The sequence below is a fragment of the Sinobaca sp. H24 genome (assembly GCF_023845525.1).
The window spans coordinates 24,037-42,294 of sequence record NZ_JALBWT010000022.1 but is presented as its reverse complement, the minus strand read 5'-3'; the positions used below and the strand labels follow the sequence as shown (position 1 = coordinate 42,294).

General features: G+C 43.4%; 14 protein-coding genes, 3 pseudogenes and 1 other annotated feature (1 of these 18 only partly in view). Of the genes and pseudogenes, 4 read left to right on the top strand and 13 right to left on the bottom strand.

The features are described from left to right. Positions 1–59 (bottom strand) — a binding site (T-box leader) (it extends 142 nt beyond the left edge of the window). 338 nt (positions 60–397) lie between these two features. Then, complete coding sequence (locus MMY81_RS22235; protein ID WP_252314586.1) at positions 398–3,619, top strand: transglycosylase domain-containing protein; 3,222 nt, start codon at positions 398–400, stop codon at positions 3,617–3,619. A 172-nt stretch (positions 3,620–3,791) separates the two neighbouring features. Here the strand turns inward: MMY81_RS22235 and acsA are convergent, their stop codons facing one another. Next, complete coding sequence (gene acsA / locus MMY81_RS22230) at positions 3,792–5,510, bottom strand: acetate--CoA ligase (protein WP_252314585.1); 1,719 nt, start codon at positions 5,508–5,510, stop codon at positions 3,792–3,794. Between the two features lie 232 nt (positions 5,511–5,742). Between acsA and MMY81_RS22225 the strand changes: the two genes are divergently transcribed. From MMY81_RS22225 to MMY81_RS22215, 3 genes and pseudogenes are all read left to right on the top strand, one after another. Then, the gene (locus MMY81_RS22225) at positions 5,743–6,375 is read left to right on the top strand and encodes a GNAT family N-acetyltransferase (protein WP_252314584.1); all 633 of its coding nucleotides are present in this window, start codon (positions 5,743–5,745) and stop codon (positions 6,373–6,375) included. Between the two features lie 22 nt (positions 6,376–6,397). Continuing rightward, positions 6,398–7,039 carry an acetoin utilization AcuB family protein gene (locus tag MMY81_RS22220; protein ID WP_252314583.1) on the top strand — a complete coding sequence of 214 codons (642 nt, stop codon included), beginning with the start codon at positions 6,398–6,400 and terminating at the stop codon, positions 7,037–7,039. Continuing rightward, a pseudogene (locus MMY81_RS22215) lies at positions 7,039–8,210 on the top strand (acetoin utilization protein AcuC). Before MMY81_RS22220 ends, MMY81_RS22215 begins: the two are co-directional and overlap by 1 nt. A 65-nt stretch (positions 8,211–8,275) precedes the next feature. On the opposite strand, the pseudogene ccpA reads toward MMY81_RS22215, so the two are convergent. The 12 genes and pseudogenes from ccpA to MMY81_RS22155 all read right to left on the bottom strand — a co-directional run bounded on the left by ccpA (position 8,276) and on the right by MMY81_RS22155 (position 18,178). Continuing rightward, positions 8,276–9,279, bottom strand: a pseudogene (ccpA, locus tag MMY81_RS22210) (catabolite control protein A). A gap of 264 nt (positions 9,280–9,543) precedes the next feature. Continuing rightward, positions 9,544–10,620, bottom strand: coding sequence for a bifunctional 3-deoxy-7-phosphoheptulonate synthase/chorismate mutase (locus MMY81_RS22205; protein ID WP_252314582.1), 1,077 nt, complete (start codon positions 10,618–10,620; stop codon positions 9,544–9,546). 216 nt (positions 10,621–10,836) lie between these two features. Beyond that, entirely contained in the window at positions 10,837–11,286 is a 450-nt protein-coding gene (locus tag MMY81_RS22200) for a YtxH domain-containing protein (RefSeq protein ID WP_252314581.1), read from the bottom strand. 5 nt (positions 11,287–11,291) lie between these two features. Then, the gene (locus MMY81_RS22195; protein WP_252314580.1) at positions 11,292–11,750 is read right to left on the bottom strand and encodes a DUF948 domain-containing protein; all 459 of its coding nucleotides are present in this window, start codon (positions 11,748–11,750) and stop codon (positions 11,292–11,294) included. A gap of 210 nt (positions 11,751–11,960) precedes the next feature. Further along, positions 11,961–13,249, bottom strand: a pseudogene (gene murC, locus MMY81_RS22190) (UDP-N-acetylmuramate--L-alanine ligase); the annotation flags it as partial. A gap of 122 nt (positions 13,250–13,371) precedes the next feature. Next, complete coding sequence (locus MMY81_RS22185) at positions 13,372–14,031, bottom strand: hypothetical protein (protein WP_252314579.1); 660 nt, start codon at positions 14,029–14,031, stop codon at positions 13,372–13,374. A gap of 17 nt (positions 14,032–14,048) precedes the next feature. After that, complete coding sequence (locus MMY81_RS22180; RefSeq protein WP_252314578.1) at positions 14,049–15,149, bottom strand: nicotinate phosphoribosyltransferase; 1,101 nt, start codon at positions 15,147–15,149, stop codon at positions 14,049–14,051. 190 nt (positions 15,150–15,339) lie between these two features. Next, complete coding sequence (locus MMY81_RS22175) at positions 15,340–15,492, bottom strand: hypothetical protein (protein ID WP_252314577.1); 153 nt, start codon at positions 15,490–15,492, stop codon at positions 15,340–15,342. A 202-nt stretch (positions 15,493–15,694) separates the two neighbouring features. Further along, on the bottom strand, positions 15,695–15,838 hold the full coding sequence (locus tag MMY81_RS22170; RefSeq protein WP_252314576.1) for a hypothetical protein: 144 nt from the start codon (positions 15,836–15,838) through the stop codon (positions 15,695–15,697). Positions 15,839–15,974: 136 nt separating this feature from the next. Continuing rightward, positions 15,975–16,220, bottom strand: coding sequence for a hypothetical protein (locus MMY81_RS22165; RefSeq protein ID WP_252314575.1), 246 nt, complete (start codon positions 16,218–16,220; stop codon positions 15,975–15,977). Further along, positions 16,171–16,497: an FtsK/SpoIIIE domain-containing protein gene (locus MMY81_RS22160; RefSeq protein ID WP_252314574.1), complete on the bottom strand. Its 327-nt coding sequence runs from the start codon at positions 16,495–16,497 to the stop codon at positions 16,171–16,173. Before MMY81_RS22160 ends, MMY81_RS22165 begins: the two co-directional genes overlap by 50 nt. Beyond that, positions 16,478–18,178, bottom strand: a complete 1,701-nt coding sequence (locus MMY81_RS22155) for a DNA translocase FtsK (RefSeq protein WP_252314573.1) — start codon at positions 18,176–18,178, stop codon at positions 16,478–16,480. Before MMY81_RS22155 ends, MMY81_RS22160 begins: the two co-directional genes overlap by 20 nt. Between the last annotated feature and the right edge of the window lie 80 nt (positions 18,179–18,258).

The following is an 18,258-nucleotide window of genomic DNA, read 5'->3' as shown; positions in this document are numbered from 1 at the left end:
ACCCGCCGGCTCTCTGTTACAGGGATAAAAAGGCTACTTCATTTCGTCTGCGCTTTTCTATTATTTTATGATAATCTTCATTTAACACGGTTTTTTCAGCAATGTCAAGCTTCGCTTCCGAATGCCTTCGGTTTAAATATAGGTCTTTTATATGCTATAATGATCTAGAAATTTAGGGGGTCACTGCATGAAAAATTTTTATACAAAGCGAATAAACGAGTGGATTGGTTTAGAGGAAAACAGCTGGAGAAGAGTCTTATTCCCGTTCTAATATTATTATAAATATTGTGCTGGTTGCTGTTATAGCTTTTATTTCTTTTATCCTATTTATCGGCTCAGTCGGTGCCGGTTTTTTGTATCGCTGGTGGATGACCAGGAAGCACTAAATGAAGAGGAAATGCGCGCAGAGATTTATGATTATGAACAAGCCAGCGATATGTACTTTGCCGGCGGTGAATCACTGGGTAACGTTCCGGCTGACATTGAAAGAAAGCAGGTACCGCTTGAAGACATTTCCGATAATCTGGTACATGCCATTATTGCAACAGAAGATGAAAATTTCTATGATCACGACGGCATCGTGCCTACTGCTTTATTCCGGGCTACATACCAGGAAATGAGCAATGCAAGTGTCCAGACCGGGGGAAGCACGTTGACCCAGCAGGTTATTAAAAATCAAATTCTGACAAATGAAGTAAGCCTGGATAGAAAAGCAAAAGAAATCCTGCTTGCACTTCGTCTTGAAGAATACTTGAACAAAGAAGAAATTTTGGAAGCCTACCTTAACCTTGTACCGTTTGGACGTAATGCGAACGGCTTGAATATAGCAGGCGCTCAATCTGCAGCTGAAGGGGTATTTGGTGTAGATGCATCTGAGCTTAATATTGCCCAGGCTGCCTTTATTGCAGGGATGCCCCAAAATCCTTACGGTTATACTCCATTCGAGAATAATGGAACCGTTAAAGAAGAATTCGAAGCGGGACTTAATCGTAAGGATCGAGTATTAAATGATATGCACGAAAAAGGATACATTACAGAAGAAGAGCATGAAGAAGCAATGGCTTATGATATCGAGGAAAATCTAACAGAACCAAGTGACACCGTTACAGATGAGTATCCTTATATCACAAGCGAAGTTCAGCGGGAAGCATCTACTATGCTGCGCGATCAAATGCTTGAAGAAGATGAGGTAGATCTTGATGCAATGGATGAAGAAGAGCGTGAACAGACGCTTGAACAGTACACGACAGATGCACGGGAAGACCTTGCAATCGGCGGGTACGACATTCATATTACCATCGACAAAAGTATTTACGACGGCATGCAGGAATCCATTGAAAGCTCCACCTGGTTCGGTCCGGATCGTACCAATGGAGATATAACAGAGCAGGAAGAAGTCGGCGCAATGATGATTAATAATGAAACGGGAGCCATCATCAGCTTTGTCGGCGGAAGAGACTACGATACACAAAACCTGAATCACGCTACACAGACTTTCCGGCAGAATGGTTCCACGATGAAGCCGCTTCTTTCCTACGGCCCATTGATGGATGAAGGAGAATTGCACCCTGGTTCTACTGTAGCCGATGTGCCGACAGATTATACGACAGGGACAGAGATTAATAACGCAGGCAGCGGCTTTGAAGGATTTATTCCAGTAAGGGAGGCGCTGCAGCGCTCTCAAAATATCCCTGCCGTCAGAAGCTTCTGGGAGCTGGAGCAGGAGGAAGCTAAAGAACATTTAGAAAGCCTCGGCTTCACCCGGCTCTCGGAGGAAGAACCTGTAGAATCAACCGCTTTAGGCGGACTTGAAAACGGGGTGACTGTTTCGCAGAACACCAACGCTTTCTCTACGTTTGCCAATGAAGGCCAGTACCACGAAAGCTATATGGTAGAACGAATTGAAAAGAAAAGCGATGGTGAAGTCGCCTACGAGCATGAAACAGAGGAAACGGAGATATTTTCTCCACAGACGAGCTATCTAATGGTTGATATGCTTCGTGATGTTCTTGAGTCTCCCGGAACGGCATCCCAGCTTTCCTCCTATTTGGATGCAGAAGGCGATTGGGCTGGTAAAACAGGAACAACCTCTGATCAGGTAGATGCCTGGTTTGTAGGAATGAATCCTGAAGTCACTATGGGACTATGGCTCGGTTATGATAACCGAGAGCAGCAAAATCAGCTGGAAAACTCTTATAACGGATATTCCTACAGCGAGCGAACCCAGAACATATGGGCTGATTTAATGAATGCTGCCAATGAGGCCAATCCGGATGCTGTTAATACAGACAGCACGTTTGACGAGCCGGACGGCATCGTTGAACAGGAAATCTGCGGTTTATCCGGCCTGCTTGTTTCTCCAATGTGTGAAGAAGCCGGATTAGCTGTAACAGATCTAATGAATGAAGAATTTGTACCGACAGAAGAAGACGACAGCCTTCAGGAAGGCGAACTCGTTGAAATTGATGGAAGTACGTATACTGCCTATGAAGAAACACCTGAAGATTTTACTCTATCGGGAATTATCATGAATGAAGATTATTTCGACGACATTGATAATCCGGAAGAGTACTTCCCTGGAGACATCGGTGATATTACCGTCGATCGGGAAGCACCGGATAACGAAAACACCCCTGATGCTGTTTCAGGTGTATCAAGCAGCGGCTCTGATCTTACATGGTCGGAACATTCGGATGATGATATTGTCGGCTACAGAGTTTATGAAGGCGGCAGTGTAGAAGATACCATTGTAGGAAAAGACAACACCTCTGCTTCCCCGGGCTCCGGCTCCTATACAGTTAGAGCTGTAGACACACGTGGAAGAGAGTCCTCCGACTCTGCAAGTACAGGAATTTCCTCCGGTACAAATGAGTCAGAGGATGAGGATGATAACGGCAGTGACAGCAGTTCAGAAGAAGAAAGCCAGGATAATAATGAGTCCTCCCCCGCCACTAATGAGGAAGACTCGGAAACCCAGGAAGATTCATCTGATGAGAGTTCAACAGAACCGGAAGAAGACACTAATGGTGCTGATGAAGGACAGGATGCTTCACCGGAAAGTCCTGACGAAGCAGATCAGCAGGAAAATGATTCTTCCAACGGAGAAGATGCCGGAAGCGATGATTCTGCCGGTGAAGAAGAAAGCTCTAACGGAAACGGCGGCAGCGATTCCGAATCCCCTTCTGATAATGGTACATCTCCACCAGCTGAAGAAGAGACGTCTCCAGAAGAAGAAACTCCTGCTGAGGAGACTCCTTCTGAACCAGAGGCTCCTGTTGAAGAAGAAACGCCATCTGTACCGGAGCCTGAAGAAGAAGCTCCCGCTGAAGAACCAGACACCAATGGTTCAAGCACAGAAGAGGATGCCGCTCCAGAGGCTCCTCCCGAAGACAATGACGGCGCCAGTACGGAATCAGAAGAGGAAACAAGCTCTCAAGGCGGCGGCTCTACCCCAATAAATCGGGAAGAGGATGAAGAAGTCGAAGAAGATACGGAAGCTGATCCGGATCCTGAACCCGACTCCAGCCCGGAACCGGATTCCAGTCCAGAACCAGAAGATACTTCTGATACGGAAGAAAGTCCGGAACCAGAGAACGGATCAGAAGCGGAAGAGGAGTAACATCTACTTGATTGCCTTATATTAAACAGCCTTATTCCCGTTTAGGAATAAGGCTGTTTTTTTATAAATCAAGAAACATCATAACTTTACGCTGTAAAGCATAAAGTGGAATACTATTTGAAGATAAAAAAGCACCATTCCACAAGGGAATGGTGCTTTTTCTAGGATATATTTATTCTTCCATCGTAGATAGGTCACCAGTTGGCAGATCAAGTTCCCATGCTTTAAGCACTCGTCTCATAATCTTACCGCTTCTTGTTTTAGGGAGCTTGTCCCTGAATTCAATTTCACGTGGTGCGGCGTGTGCCGCTAACCCTTCTTTAACAAAGACTCTAATTTCTTCTTTCAACTCATCTGTTACTTCGTATCCATCACGAAGGGCAACAAATGCTTTAATAATTTCGCCTCTTACCGGGTCAGGCTTTCCTATTACTCCAGCTTCAGCTACAGCAGGATGTTCCACCAGCTTGCTTTCTACTTCAAACGGACCTACACGCTCCCCGGAAGTCATAATAACATCGTCGATTCTGCCCTGGAACCAGAAATATCCGTCTTCATCCATATAAGCGGAATCACCTGAGATGTACCAGCCTGCTACTTCGAAATAACTGTTAAACTTTTCTTCGTTATTCCAAATCGTTCTCATCATAGAAGGCCAGCCGCTTTCTATCGCAAGATTACCCATTCTGTTCGCCGGAAGTTCTTCTCCCTGATCGTTAACAATAGCGGCTTTTACACCTGGAATAGGCTTGCCCATAGAGCCTGGCTTAATTTCCATTGATGGATAGTTACAGATCATCTGCGCGCCTGTCTCTGTCATCCACCACGTATCATGAATACGAAGGTTGAATACTTCTTCACCCCATCTTACTACTTCAGGGTTCAAAGGCTCCCCTACACTTAGAATGTGTCTTAGTTTAGAAAGATCATATTTCTTTACTACTTCATCCCCCGCACTCATAAGCATTCTAAATGCTGTTGGGGCGCTGTACCATACGGTAACTTTATAATCCTCCAGTGTCTGATACCAGTCCTGAGGACTGAAACGCCCGCCTCTTACTACATTTGTTGCTCCAGCAAGCCAAGGACCGAAAATGCCGTAGGAGGTTCCTGTTACCCAGCCGGGATCGGCAGTGCACCAGTATACATCGTCATCTTTCAGGTCAAGCACCCATTTAGCTGTCTGATAGTGCTGCAGCATAGCATTATGAACATGCAGCACCCCTTTTGGCTTACCGGTTGAGCCAGAGGTATAATGAAGAATCATTCCATCCTCTTTATCCATCCATTCAGGCTCAAACTCTTCGCTCGCTGCTTCCATTCTGGCAGTAAAGTCCAGATACGGACCTTCCTCTTTTACGTCTTCTCCATAAATAAATACTGTATCAAGCGCAGGCAGATCATCTACCGGTACTCTCTCTATTAAAGTAGGTGTCGTCAGCAGACCTTTTGCACTGCTGTCTTCCAGGCGGTCTCTTACCGCACCTTCCATAAAGGCTTCGAATAAAGGCCCTACAATAGCTCCTGCTTTAATAGCGCCAAGAATAGCAAAATACAGTTCAGGAGATCGTGGCATAAAGATGAATAAACGATCTCCTTTTTCAATGCCTGCATCTTTTATCATATTAGCTGCTTTATTTGTGTGCTTTTTCATCTCTTCAAATGTATATTGTTCATTCCGCTCTGCATCACTATAATATAGAGCTACCTGATTTTTCTTTTCCGGCATATCGGCGTAACGATCAATCGCTTCATGAGCCAGGTTTACTTTCCCTGTTTCATACCAGGAAAATTCTTTTTCGATATCCTCCCATTTAAACGTCTTAGCTGTATCTTCATAACTCTTTAAATTGTGATCTCCATCTCTTGGAGGAAGCGCTTTCAGTTGCATTAGTGATCGACCCCTTCTGCTAAATGATATGTGTTCTATTACACATTATAATATAATATGAATATTTCTTCAATTTATAATCTGCTGAATTAGGGCATACTGACGGTGACGATTAGTTACTGTAGGGATTCTTACGAAGAAATTCCCTTAAATCCCCAATATTTTTTTCAGGTGTTGTATAATAAAAGGAATTCTATCATTAGTTCATTATATGCTAAAAGGTGGTACTTGGATGAACCATAAGAAGAAATACTATTCAAAGGAACTGGAATTTAACGGCAGAACCCTGCTGATCGAAGGTCCAATATCCGGGAAAAAAATTCATGATTATGAACTGCACGAAGGACTTGTCGCATTCCGTTCTCCTTCCGAACAAAAGAAAGCGCTTATTAGTATTGCCGATCTTCCGGAAGGCCGTATTAATGTCGTGGTGGACGATAATACGATAGTCGGCTATGTAACATTTGTATACCCGGATCCATTGGAACGATGGTCTGAAGCAGAAATGGAAGAATTGCTGGAGTTGGGTGCTATTGAAGTAGCAAAAGATTATCGCGGTGCTAAGCTTGGATCCAACCTGCTTACGTTCTCCATGCTTGATGATGCTGTGGAAGATTTCATCATTATTACAACAGAATATTATTGGCACTGGGACTTAAAAGGAAGCGGATTGAGTATTTGGGAGTATAGAAAAGTGATGGAAAAAATGATGAATGCCGGCGGACTCGAATGGATGGCAACAGACGATCCGGAAATAAGCTCCCACCCGGCCAACTGCCTGATGGTGCGTGTCGGCAAAAGAGTTTCTCAGTCTTCGATGCAGAAATTCGACGCCATCCGATTTACAAACCGATTTATGTATTAATTGCGTAGAGGAGGATATAGCAATGCTCGTTGAAGAAATTATGAAAACAGACATGATAAAAATCAATAAAGAAACTACTATTAAGGATGCAATGGATCTTCTCCAGAAAAATCGTATCCGCCATATACCCGTCGTTGATGAAGATATGCTGATCGTCGGCATTGTATCTGACCGGGATATAAGAGATGCAAGCCCTTCTGTATTTCAGCTGGACGCTATAAAAGAAGAACTAAACCGCCCTGTTTCGGATATTATGAAATATCCCGTTATCACAGCTCATCCTTTGGATTTTGTCGAAGAAACAGCCGTCGTATTATTTGAAAATGACATAAGCGCACTTCCTGTAGCTGTTGACGATAAACTGGTCGGCATGTTGACCGAAACAAATGTGCTTCATACGATTGTAAAACTTACAGGAGCCCACCAGCCATCTTCTCAGATTGAAGTGGTCGTTCCAAACATTTATGGGCATCTTGCAGATTTATCGGCTTTGTTTAAACAACATAAAATTAATATAACCAGTGTGCTTGTGTATCCAAGTGAAGACCTTACACATAAAGTGCTTACTTTCCGGGTACAGACGATGGACCCAAGGCCGATCATGAACATGATTGAAGAAGCAGGCTATCATGTGAAACGCCCGCATTTTCCGGGGATAGAGTAATGAATAAGGATGCTGTTTTTGTCTATTCAGAAGACCAAATGCAATATAAGTTTAATGATGACCATCCATTCAATCATCTGCGTCTTCGTTTAACTTATGATCTTCTGACTGCTCTGGACGCTATTCAGGAAGACGACATTCTTACACCGCGCATGGCAACAGATGAAGAAATTAAACTCTTTCATGATGACGCTTACATTGAAGCTGTCCAGTCAGCCGGTAAAGGAACATTAAGTGAAGGTGTTGCTGCCAACTACGGGATTGGTACAGAGGATACGCCTATTTTTAAAAACATGCATGAAGCTTCCGCTCTTCTGGTAGGAGGCACACTAACAGCTGTAGACGCTGTTATGCAGAATAAAGCACAGCATGCCCTGCATCTCGGCGGCGGTCTTCACCACGGCTTTCGCGGACGTGCTTCCGGCTTTTGTATCTATAACGACAGTGCTATCGCGATTGAGTACATGCGGAGGCATTACGGAGCCCGGGTTCTTTATATTGATACCGATGCCCATCATGGTGATGGCGTGCAGTGGGCGTTTTACGATACTCCCGATGCCTGCACTCTTTCCATTCATGAAACCGGCAGGTATTTATTTCCCGGTACCGGAAGCGTTAACGAAAAAGGACAGGGACAGGGATTTGGTTTTTCTATTAATATTCCTGTGGATGCTTTTACCGAAGATGATTCTTTTCTCTCCTGTTACGAAACGGCTATTGAGGAAGCGGCTGCTTTTTTTAAGCCTGACGTCATTCTCACCCAGAATGGTGCAGATGCCCATTACTACGATCCTCTGACTCACTTATCATCTACTATTAAAACGTTCGAAATGATACCACGCCTTGCTCATAAACTTGCTCACAAATACTGGGAGGGAAATGGGTTGCTGTAGCGGCGGCGGTTACGATTTTGGGGGTCGTCCCACGGGCATGGTCTATGCTTTGGCTGGAAATGACAAACCGACAGGATCTTCTAAACCACCCTATTCCGCCGAAATGGATAGAGGACTGGCAGGAAAAATCACCACACCCCTTACCGGATAAGTGGACAGATCCTGCAGATATGTATGAACATATCCCGCGCCAGGCAGAGATTACCGGGAAAAATGAAAAAACTCTCGAAAAATCGCTTTATTATATTCGAAACGAACAGAAAACAAAGAAAAAATAAGCATAAAAAAAAGCTGCGCTCTTTATCAAGGGCTGCAGCTTTTTTGTATGGGTGCTTCGCGTTTTCTATTTCAGTGTGCTTGAATTTCTGTATTCCAATCTGTGCGGAAGCACTACTACTTTTTCATCCACTTCTTCTTTGTTCATATACTTTGTTAGAAGCCGCATGGATACAGCTCCAATATCATACATAGGCTGAACTACTGTAGTCAGCGTCGGCCTTACCATTGTAGCAAGCCTTGTATTATCAAAACCAATTACTTCTACATCTTCCGGGACTTTTTTGCCCTCATCCTGCAGTCCGTGAATGACCCCTAAAGCCATTTCATCTGTTCCTGCAAAAATAGCGCTTGGCGGATTATCCACATTCATAAGAGTATTTACTGCCTGAATGCCGGAATCATACGTGTAATCTCCAATGGCTACCAGAGAGTCATCAAAGGTCATGTTTTTTTCTGTAAAAGCTTTCTTATAACCGCTGAATTTCTGGAATCCGTTCACAGGATCTTCCAGCGAACCAGATACCATACCTACACGGGTGTGTCCGGCTTCTATAAGCTCTGTCACTGCATCAAACGAAGCCTGCTGGTAGTCTTGTTTACCGAAGGCAGTTCGCCGTCCTGGTCTACTGTAGCAGCCAGCACTACCGGAACAGGAGAACGTTTGAACTGTGTGACGTGTTCTTCTGTAATTTCGCCGCCCATAAATAAAATACCATCCACTTGTTTTTCCAGGAGCGTATTAATCAGACTGATCTCTTTATCCTTGTTCTGGTCCGAGTTGCACAAAATAATATTGTACTTATACATCGTCGCAATATCTTCAATACCCCGGGCAAGTTCAGCGAAAAAGATATTTGAAATATCTGGGATGATAACTCCTACTGTGGTTGTTTTTTTGCTGGCAAGTCCTCTTGCTACTGCATTAGGACGGTAGCCAAGCCGTTCAATAGCATCCAGCACCTTTTTTCTTGTTGCCGGCTTTACGTTCGGATTTCCGTTCACTACACGGGATACCGTAGCCATCGATACTCCGGCTTCTCTTGCCACATCATAAATAGTTGTATTCAATGAAAGGCCTCCTTTTTTTCATTCTTTACTTTCATACATTTATTGCTATCATATTATAACTTAAGGAGGTTCTGCAATTCCTTTAAGCCGTATTCTTGTGTATTTTATGAAAATTTATTAATTTTTTCATAAAATATTTCCTACCTGATCTTATTCTATTTTCTTCAGCATAGCAAATAATAAAGCGTTTTATCCACACAAAAATAAAAGAGGCGAGAATCGAACCAGGTCGATTGCTCTCCTCTTTTTGTTTTTTACACTATTTTAGTATTTGTACAGGCCTGAATCACGCAGGGATGTCAGGAAGTCCTGGAACTGCGGAATGTTCATCTGCTGGGCAGAGTCGGAAAGCGCTACGGCTGGATCCGGATGAACTTCTGCCATGACAGCGTCAGCTCCAATAGCGAGTGCTGCTTTCGCTGTTGGAAGAAGCAGATCTCTTCTGCCTGTAGAATGCGTTACATCCACAAGTACCGGAAGGTGTGTTTCCTGCTTCAGAATAGGCACTGCTGAGATATCAAGCGTGTTCCGTGTTGCTTTTTCATACGTACGGATACCGCGCTCACAAAGCATAATATTCGAATTACCTTTCGAGATAATATATTCTGCGGCATTAACAAATTCATCAATAGTGGCAGACAGTCCTCTTTTTAGAAGAACAGGCTTATCTACTCCGCCCACTTCTTTTAAGAGCTCAAAGTTCTGCATGTTTCTTGCACCAATTTGAATGACGTCAATGTACTCTGTAGCCATTTGTACGTCTTTTGGGCTTACAATCTCACTGATGACAACCATATCAAGCTCATCAGCTACTCTTTTTAGGATTTCAAGGCCTTCTTTACCAAGCCCCTGGAAATCATAAGGAGATGTTCTTGGTTTAAACGCTCCGCCTCTAAGCAGCTTCAAGCCCTGTTCCTTCATTGCTTTCGCTACTTCGTATACCTGTTCGTAGCTTTCTACTGAACATGGTCCAAGAATCAGGCGCTGATTGCCGTCCCCAATCATTTCTCCTTTAAGATCAACAATGGTATCTTCCTGCTTCTTTTTACGTGATACAAGAAGTGCTTTACGATTATCATCTTCCTGAATTTCCAGGCTCGCTTTGAAAATCTGCTTGAACAGATGCTGAACCGTTGAGGTTTCAAAAGGACCTTTGTTGTTTTCAGCAATTAAATCCAGCATATTTCTCTCTCTTACCGGATCAAACCTTTTCTGACCTGCTGTATTTTTCACCTGGCCGATTTCTTTAGCCAAAGTGGCTCTTTCGTTAATCAAATCCAAAATTTGAAGATTTACCTTATCTAGCTCGTCTCTTAGTGCATCCAGCTGTTCGTTACTCATAACATGCTCCACTCCCTAGTCTTTTCTGCTTTTTATGATTATATTGCTATTATAAACGAAGTTCTTTACGATGTCAGCCTTTTTTTCTTTATTAATTAGACGCTTTTAAGCACTAAAGTATTTTGTGCTTATTTATCGGACTTTTCATTAAATATTTTTTATATTTTGTTGTTTTTCCATAACAAAACCCGCATCTCTCAATGCGGGTTTCTCTGTTTAGTTTGATGGTTTGTTATTATTGATATTGGATTGGAGCTTTTCTACTTCTGATTTAATTTTTGAGGACTGCTCGCTGTCTGCATGTTCGAGTTCCTCTGTTAATTCATCAGCCAATTCATCTGCTGTTTTCTCCGTATCCTGCTTTACGTTGCCTGCTGCATCCGCTGCAGCTGTTTTTACCTTGTCGTAAAACTCATTGGAGTTTTCACTAACGCTTTTAGCAATAGTTGACGACTTTTCTTTAGCTGATGAAGCCCATTGGGATCCTTTGTCATAAGCCGTAGTAGTAAAATCTGACGTCTTGGATGTAGCTGACTTTGTGCTGTCAGTAATATCTGTCCGCAGCTCACTGCCCGACTTAGGCGCAAGCAGCAGTGCTGCGCAGGCGCCTGCAATACCGCCGATCAGCGTTCCAATCAAAAAGTCTTTTGAATTAGTATCTGCCATATTATTCATCCCCCTGTCGTCGTATTTGTATTTTGAGCTTTTGCCTCAGGATCCGGCTGTCTAGCCTGCCATCTCGTATACAGATCAATCGCAGCGTTACCCCACTGCATTGCGCGGGCCACCTGTTCGGACTGCTGCTTGGACTGCAGCGTCACTGTGTCTGACATTTCTTTAAAAGTATAATTTATAGATTGCACCGAATCTCCTACATCTTTTAACGACTCAAACAATCCATTTAAAGATTGGGATTTTTGCTGAACATCATCCACAATGAGTGTAGATTTCTGTACCAGATGTTCCGACTCCGTTGTGATGCCCTCTACCTGTTTTTCTACACGATCCAGCGTACCTGCTACATTTTTCATGGTGCTTGAAGCAGCTTTCAGCGTCTGGACAATGAATATCACAAGCACAGCAAATGCGATTGCAACGATTAATGCGCTTATGTAGAGTAAGATTTCCATAAACGTACTGCACCTCCTTCTTTACCTATTTTTAATACCACTCTTAGTGGAAAGTGAAACATTAATATTATCATTCTTTCTCTATTGTAACTAAATTTTCTTATAAGAAAAGAAGGTTTTATCTTTTTTTTGAATGGCGGCCTTTATCTTCCCCACTGAAAAAAGCACCTGCTTCGCAGCAAGTGCCTGATTTTTACTCTGAGACGTTGCTACGTTCTCATAAGCCTTTTGAAACTTCTGGATATCGCCGGCACCCATAAATAAAATGACGCCATTTTCATGTTTGGAGAGCTGATCCATATCTTCTTCGGAAATTAGTGAAGCCCCTGGAATTTTATTCTGAAGGTCTTCAATGGTTAATTCTGTATCCTGCTCACGGGCAGATCCAAAAATGCTGCAAAGATAAACATGATCTGCCTGTTTCAGACATTCCGCAAAATCATCTAGAAATGCCTGGGTTCTTGAAAACGTATGGGGTTGAAAACAGCGATAACTTCTCTGCTGCTGTATTTTTGTCTGGCTGATTCAATTGTCGCTTTAATTTCAGTTGGATGATGTGCATAGTCATCAATGAGTATCTGGTTGTCGACTTTTTTCTCTGAAAATCGGCGTTTCACACCGCCAAAACTCTCCAGCTGCTTTTTTATCAGATCAGCGGGCATTTCCTCATAGTGGCACAGAGCAATGACTCCAAGCGCGTTAAGTACATTATGGCGTCCAAAACCAGGAATGGAGAATGTGCCGTAGCGGTCTCCCCTAATATGAACATCAAATGAAGTACCTGCTTCGCTCGTCTGAATGTTGTCTGCATTAAAGTCGTATTTGCCGTCAATACCATAATACATGATCGGCACAGAGGCGTGCAGGGTCTGCAGATGCTCATCATCGCCACAGGCTACGATTCCTTTTTTGACGCCTTGAGCCATTTCCTGAAAAGCATCCACTACGTCGTCTACATCTTTAAAATAATCAGGATGGTCGAAATCAATATTTGTCATAATTGCATAATCCGGCTGGTATTCGAGAAAGTGGCGGCGGTATTCACAGGCTTCAAAAGCAAAAAAAGCACTGTTTTCTTCCCCTTTTCCGGTTCCATCGCCTATCAAATAAGAAGTCGGCTTATATGCTCTAAGTACGTGGGCAAGAAGTCCTGTCGTTGATGTCTTTCCGTGAGAACCTGCTACTGCAATAGATGTAAATCGGTTTGCAAACTCTCCAAGAAATACTGGATATTCCATAACGGTCATACCTAATTCCTTTGCCCGTCTTACTTCTTCATGCTTTTCACCATAAGCAGCTGAAGAGATAAGTACCTGCCCTTTTTTAATATTTTCTTCCTGAAAAGGGTAAATAGGAATTCCTCTTTCTTCGAGAGGAAGCTGGGTAAAGAAAGGCTTTTCTACATCTGAGCCTTGTACTGGTATCTTCATATCATGCAGGATTTGTGCCAGAGCACTCATTCCTGATCCTTTAATTCCAATTAGATGGTGCGTATTCATGTTAAATACCTCCAGTATTCATCCTGCTGTAGGGCAGGGACCTTTAAATCAAACATTGGACAAACACTTCATCATTATAGCAGATAGGCGTTCTGCGTCCAATAAAACTCCCTATAATCCTGCTAATGACCTAGAACATGTCTGTACCATATAATACCATGATCTTTTGCAAAAAGTCTCTTGAACTCTGCTGAAGAACGTCCGCTTTTTTCTTCAGACCAAAAATAATCTGCTTCTGTTTCATTTAAATAAGCCGGCGCCGGCGTATGGATGGAATATGTTTTGCCACGGTATGTAATCGCCCTTACCAAAACTATTGAACCAGACCGGGGTTTTTCTTTCCCATACGAAAAAAGATGTACCGTTGACGTGGAAGCGTTATCCAGAAAAAAGCGCCCTTTAATAACGGACTCTTCGCACGTTTCTATTTTAAATGGTTCCAGGGCTGATACCATAATCAATGCAGCAAGCTGGCGCTGTACGGAATAGAGCGAAGCAGCTTCTGCTTTAATAAACTGATCAAACAGCCGGGAGCCTGCCACGCTTTTGTAGTCATATTTCATCCAGTCCAAAAAATATGTGTTCCAAGGTCCCTCTTCCAAAAAAGCAGTTGGACAGCCTGTCCAGTCTTCAAATAAATGCTTTGCCCTTACTTTTTCACGCAGGTTAATATGCAGATCGGTCCATTTAGAAAATTGTATCTGCAGGGATAAGAGGGCATCATCGGCTTCCGCCTGCTGCTGTTTTTTGTATGCTTGAAAATCAGGAATTTCATTTGACATGAGACACCCCTGCTTTTCTAATTAATTTTTTCCAATCGTGGATTCGGACGGTGCTTTCTTCCTGATTTTGCTTCGTGTTCTCCGTTTAGGAGCACGTTGTCTCCTGTGAAACCAATATGAATCTTAAGGAGGCTTCCTCCAACACCGTACATGTCAATCGGAACCTGCTGATCCTCGTACATAGCAATACGATCGACTGTAAAGCCGCCGCTTGCCACAATTTTCACATGCTGATAGCCTTCCGCATCGAGCGCTTCTCTCAGGGCAAATATGAGCTCGGGATTAACACCACGGGGATCAAAGGCACCCATCACTTCCGGATTTCTGCAGAAGTACTGATCCACCACTCCATTAGATGTGTCCACACGCACCCCTTTTAAGTCCGCTCCAAATTCCCGCGCTACTTTTAAAGCATCTGTAATTACATCATTATTGTAGTCAACCAGCGCCATCAATTCGTCTTCCGGATATGTTTCCTTATACGCCTGTGTGGCAGCTACAATATCACCGCGGAAAAGCTGGATCAACGCGTGGGGCATAGTTCCCATTCCCTTTTTTCCCCACCATTCGCTCATCGCGTGTGTCGCCTGAGCGGTAGACCCGCCAATATGAGCTGAATAACCGTCTCCTGCCTGTTGTGTGAAATGATCATCCCGGTCTCCCATGAAGATAACAGGTTTTTGAGAGCCGGAGCGTCTTGCTGCTTTTACGACATCATATACGTTTGTAGCAACAGAAGTTCTTCTGGCGAAAATGCCATCGATAACCCCTTCTAAAAATCCAAAATTCTGATAAGGTCCGGTAACGGAAAGCACTGTCTCATAAGGAGCAATTTTGTCTCCATCTTTTAAGGACATAATTTCCAGATTCTCCGGATCCTCAGCAAAGGTTTTAATCAAGGCAATCACTTCGTCTGTACCGCAGAGGACAGCATTTTCTTTCTGGAAAAACTGGGTAGTAACGATATCATTGGTTTTATATTTTTTGGCGATTTCTCTTGTTTTCAAAAAATAAACAGCAGAGAACCATCCTTCGCCCACCCGTTCATCAAATTTAAATGTCTTATTTGTTAATCGGCTGATCTCTCCGCGCATCTTATATTCTATTTCTTTTGGCATAAACAGACTCCTTGTATACTGGACCTTTATCATTACTTACGGACCGTATCGTTATTTAATGGATAATCTCAAAATGAAGTCCGCGCATAAGGCCGCGGACTTCATTTGATTTATAGGCAGCATACTGAATATGGCGCCCGCCTAATCATATTTTTTTAGTGAATCAAGGCGGTTTTCCTTGTTCCCATAATTATGCTTCTACTATTTCCTGTGCGTCTTCTAGTTTTACACTGCCAAATCCATACTGCAGCACAATCGAAATATTTTTTTCGTAATCAGTTAACAAAGCCAAAACCTCTGGATAAACAAACTCCAAAAGAATATCGAGCTGAATCTGTTCCATAAGAGCTCCCTCCCTGGTTGTAAGAAATCAGCTTGCCTGGAAAGCATGGCGGCAGTTCCGCTGGAGCGGCTCTGCCTGTTTGTTTGAAGCCTTAGGAAATTGGTTGTTACGTTTGTTACCTCTTATCATATAGAACCTTAAAGTAATTGACAAGACTTTGCATTTAAAAGGGGGAATCCGGATTATACATACCGGTTAGGAGTTACTGGTATTTTCGAGTTCTCTGGAGATACCAGTACTTTTCTCGGCTTGCTTCCCATTGCCTCCGATACCAACCCTTTTGCTCCATCAAATCAATCAGCTTGGCAGCTCTATTATTCCTATCGAAAAATTTTCTTTGCAGCAAAGAAGAAGAAGCACCGCGGTGCTCGCTTACAAATAAGCAGGCCTCTCGAACAAGTCATCCTGAACTTCAAACCGTTTCCGTCTGCTTAATAAGTTCATCCTGTTCGATAAAATTAATCGCGGGCTGCTTTGATTTTTCACAAAGTCCGTAACAGCTTCGATTCTTCATCTGTCACAATGTCCCCTGAACCCGCATCGGCTTTGGTGCGCCGTTCGGATAAAAATAACATATCACCCTTACCGATCAGTCTCTCTGCGCCTCCCATATCAAGAATCGTGCGGGAATCAATCTGGGATGAAACCGCAAAGGCTGTTCTGGAAGGAATATTGGATTTAATTAAACCGGTAATAACGTCTACAGACGGACGCTGAGTGGCAAGCAAGATGAATGCCGCATGCTCTCGCTTTCTGCGCAATACGGCAGACAGAGTCTTCTACTTCTTGAGGAGATACCATCATCAAGTCAGCCAACTCATCAATGACAATAACAATGTATGGCATTTTAGAAGCATAGTTTCCCTGCTCTGCCATCTTTTCATTGTATTTCCTGCTGTCTCTCACACCTTCATGAGCCAGCTTTCTATAGCGATCTTCCATTTCCTGAACCGCCCATTTTAAACCGGCGGTTGCTTCTTTTGCATCATGAATCACCGGTGTCACTAATGAGGAATGTCTTTATAGGCAGCAAGCTCCACCATTTTGGATCGATCAGCATCAGCTTTAAATCTTCAGGTGACGATTTATAGAGCAGGCTTATTAATATAGAGTTTATGCAGACACTTTTACCGGAGCCGGTTGCTCCCGCAATTAAGCCGTGCGGCATTGTCTGCAGATCTGCTGTTATCGGTGCGCCTGATATATCAAGCCCGAGTGCTACCGTTAAAGGAGAGGCACTGCGGATAAAGACATCGCGGCGCAGAATCTCCCTTAAAAATACAGGCTGGCTTTCAGCATTGGGTATTTCTATACCAATAGCATTTTTTCCCGGGATCGGCGCTTCCATACGAAGGTCTTTTGCAGCCATGGCAAGCTTAATATCATCGGTCAGGTTGGTGATTTTATTAACTTTCACTCCAGGTGCAGGCTGCACCTCAAACCTCGTAACAGAAGGACCTTTCGTCACTTCAGATACAGTAGCCTTTACGTTGAAATTGCGGAGAGCGGCTTCCAGCTGCTCCTGCTGCGCTGCCAGGGATGCCTCATCATCGTTTGTTGCCCGAGGCGGAGGATTTAACAAGGACAGCGAAGGATAGATATAACCACTTTTGTTTTTTCTATCTGCTGGCTGCTGGCTCAAGCGGCGTTTGGCAGGCATCAGTACGTTATACGGGTTTTTCTCCTGTTTTTCCAGTTTTTTTTTCATTTCACCGGGTTTCTGGTTTTCCCGGCTTCCGGTTTCTTCAAAAGATAAAGTCCGTACTTTAGACTCCTCTTTTCTGCCTGTCTGATCATTCACTTCATCTTTCACTTCAATTACCGGGGCCCGCCGGGCTTCTATCTTTCGCTTTTCATTCGGTTTTGGTATTTCTATTTTTTCAGCGGCGGGTGGTTCGGAAGGCGGCTCTTCTTGTTCCTCCGGATAATGATAAGCTTTTTTTTTAAGTTCCTTCTCTTCGAAAGCAGAATGAGCTGCTTTCTCCTTCTGAAAATTCTCCGAAGTATTTACAGACTCAAATTCCGGAATGCTTTCTTCTTTATGCTCCGGCTTTTTCTTTAACGAATCACGGTGAAGGGGAAAATTCTCATAACCGAATACAGGAGAAGGAATGTGACGGGCTTTAAAGTCCCTTCCCTGAAAATATCCGGATTCCAGCTTCTCGGAAGCTGCGGGCTCTTTAACTGACTCTGCCCGTTTTTCCGGACGTTTTGGTTTTTGGTAGGGCTCTGTTGGACGCTTTTCTGCTCTATTAGAAGAACGTTTTTCCGCTTTCGGTACAAACGACGGGCGGTCTTTATTATTCCGCTCAAACGCGGGAGTATCGTATACATTCTGCCTGCGTTGTCTCGGAGCCTCGCTTACGTCCTGCTTTCCCGAATCCTGCGGTTCCATTTCTGCCTCTGAATGATCCAGAGTTAAAGGGAAACGAAACTGTCCCTTCTGTGGATAGTGGTGGAGCACCCGCTGTTCTTTTTCTTCTCTTTTAAACGGTTCTATCGGTTCAGCGTGCTTCGTTTTTTTATCTGCCATATTTATAGGAGTTGAAGGAGGCTGCTTTGTGCGGGCTTCCTGGGTAGGTTCATTTTTTGGTTTTTCCTTTTTTTCTTCTATATATTCATTTTCATCTTCGCCAAGAAAAAATGATTGAATGGACTGCATCCATCTTTGAAATGATCCGGCCATTTATATCTCACTCCTGTCAGTGTTAAGCTTAAGTATCAGCCGTTCTTTCTCTATTGTAAAGGAGCAGCAAAAAATCCACT

Coding starts and splice junctions, on each gene's coding strand:
- MMY81_RS22195 (WP_252314580.1), bottom strand. CDS start 11,750: ATGGAAATCTTACTCTACATAAGCGCATTAATCGTTGCAATCGCATTT.
- MMY81_RS22235 (WP_252314586.1), top strand. CDS start 398: ATGCGCGCAGAGATTTATGATTATGAACAAGCCAGCGATATGTACTTT.
- MMY81_RS22200 (WP_252314581.1), bottom strand. CDS start 11,286: ATGGCAGATACTAATTCAAAAGACTTTTTGATTGGAACGCTGATCGGC.
- MMY81_RS22155 (WP_252314573.1), bottom strand. CDS start 18,178: ATGGCCGGATCATTTCAAAGATGGATGCAGTCCATTCAATCATTTTTT.
- MMY81_RS22175 (WP_252314577.1), bottom strand. CDS start 15,492: ATGGAACAGATTCAGCTCGATATTCTTTTGGAGTTTGTTTATCCAGAG.
- MMY81_RS22180 (WP_252314578.1), bottom strand. CDS start 15,149: ATGCCAAAAGAAATAGAATATAAGATGCGCGGAGAGATCAGCCGATTA.
- MMY81_RS22185 (WP_252314579.1), bottom strand. CDS start 14,031: ATGTCAAATGAAATTCCTGATTTTCAAGCATACAAAAAACAGCAGCAG.
- MMY81_RS22220 (WP_252314583.1), top strand. CDS start 6,398: ATGCTCGTTGAAGAAATTATGAAAACAGACATGATAAAAATCAATAAA.
- acsA (WP_252314585.1), bottom strand. CDS start 5,510: ATGCAACTGAAAGCGCTTCCTCCAAGAGATGGAGATCACAATTTAAAG.
- MMY81_RS22205 (WP_252314582.1), bottom strand. CDS start 10,620: ATGAGTAACGAACAGCTGGATGCACTAAGAGACGAGCTAGATAAGGTA.
- MMY81_RS22225 (WP_252314584.1), top strand. CDS start 5,743: ATGAACCATAAGAAGAAATACTATTCAAAGGAACTGGAATTTAACGGC.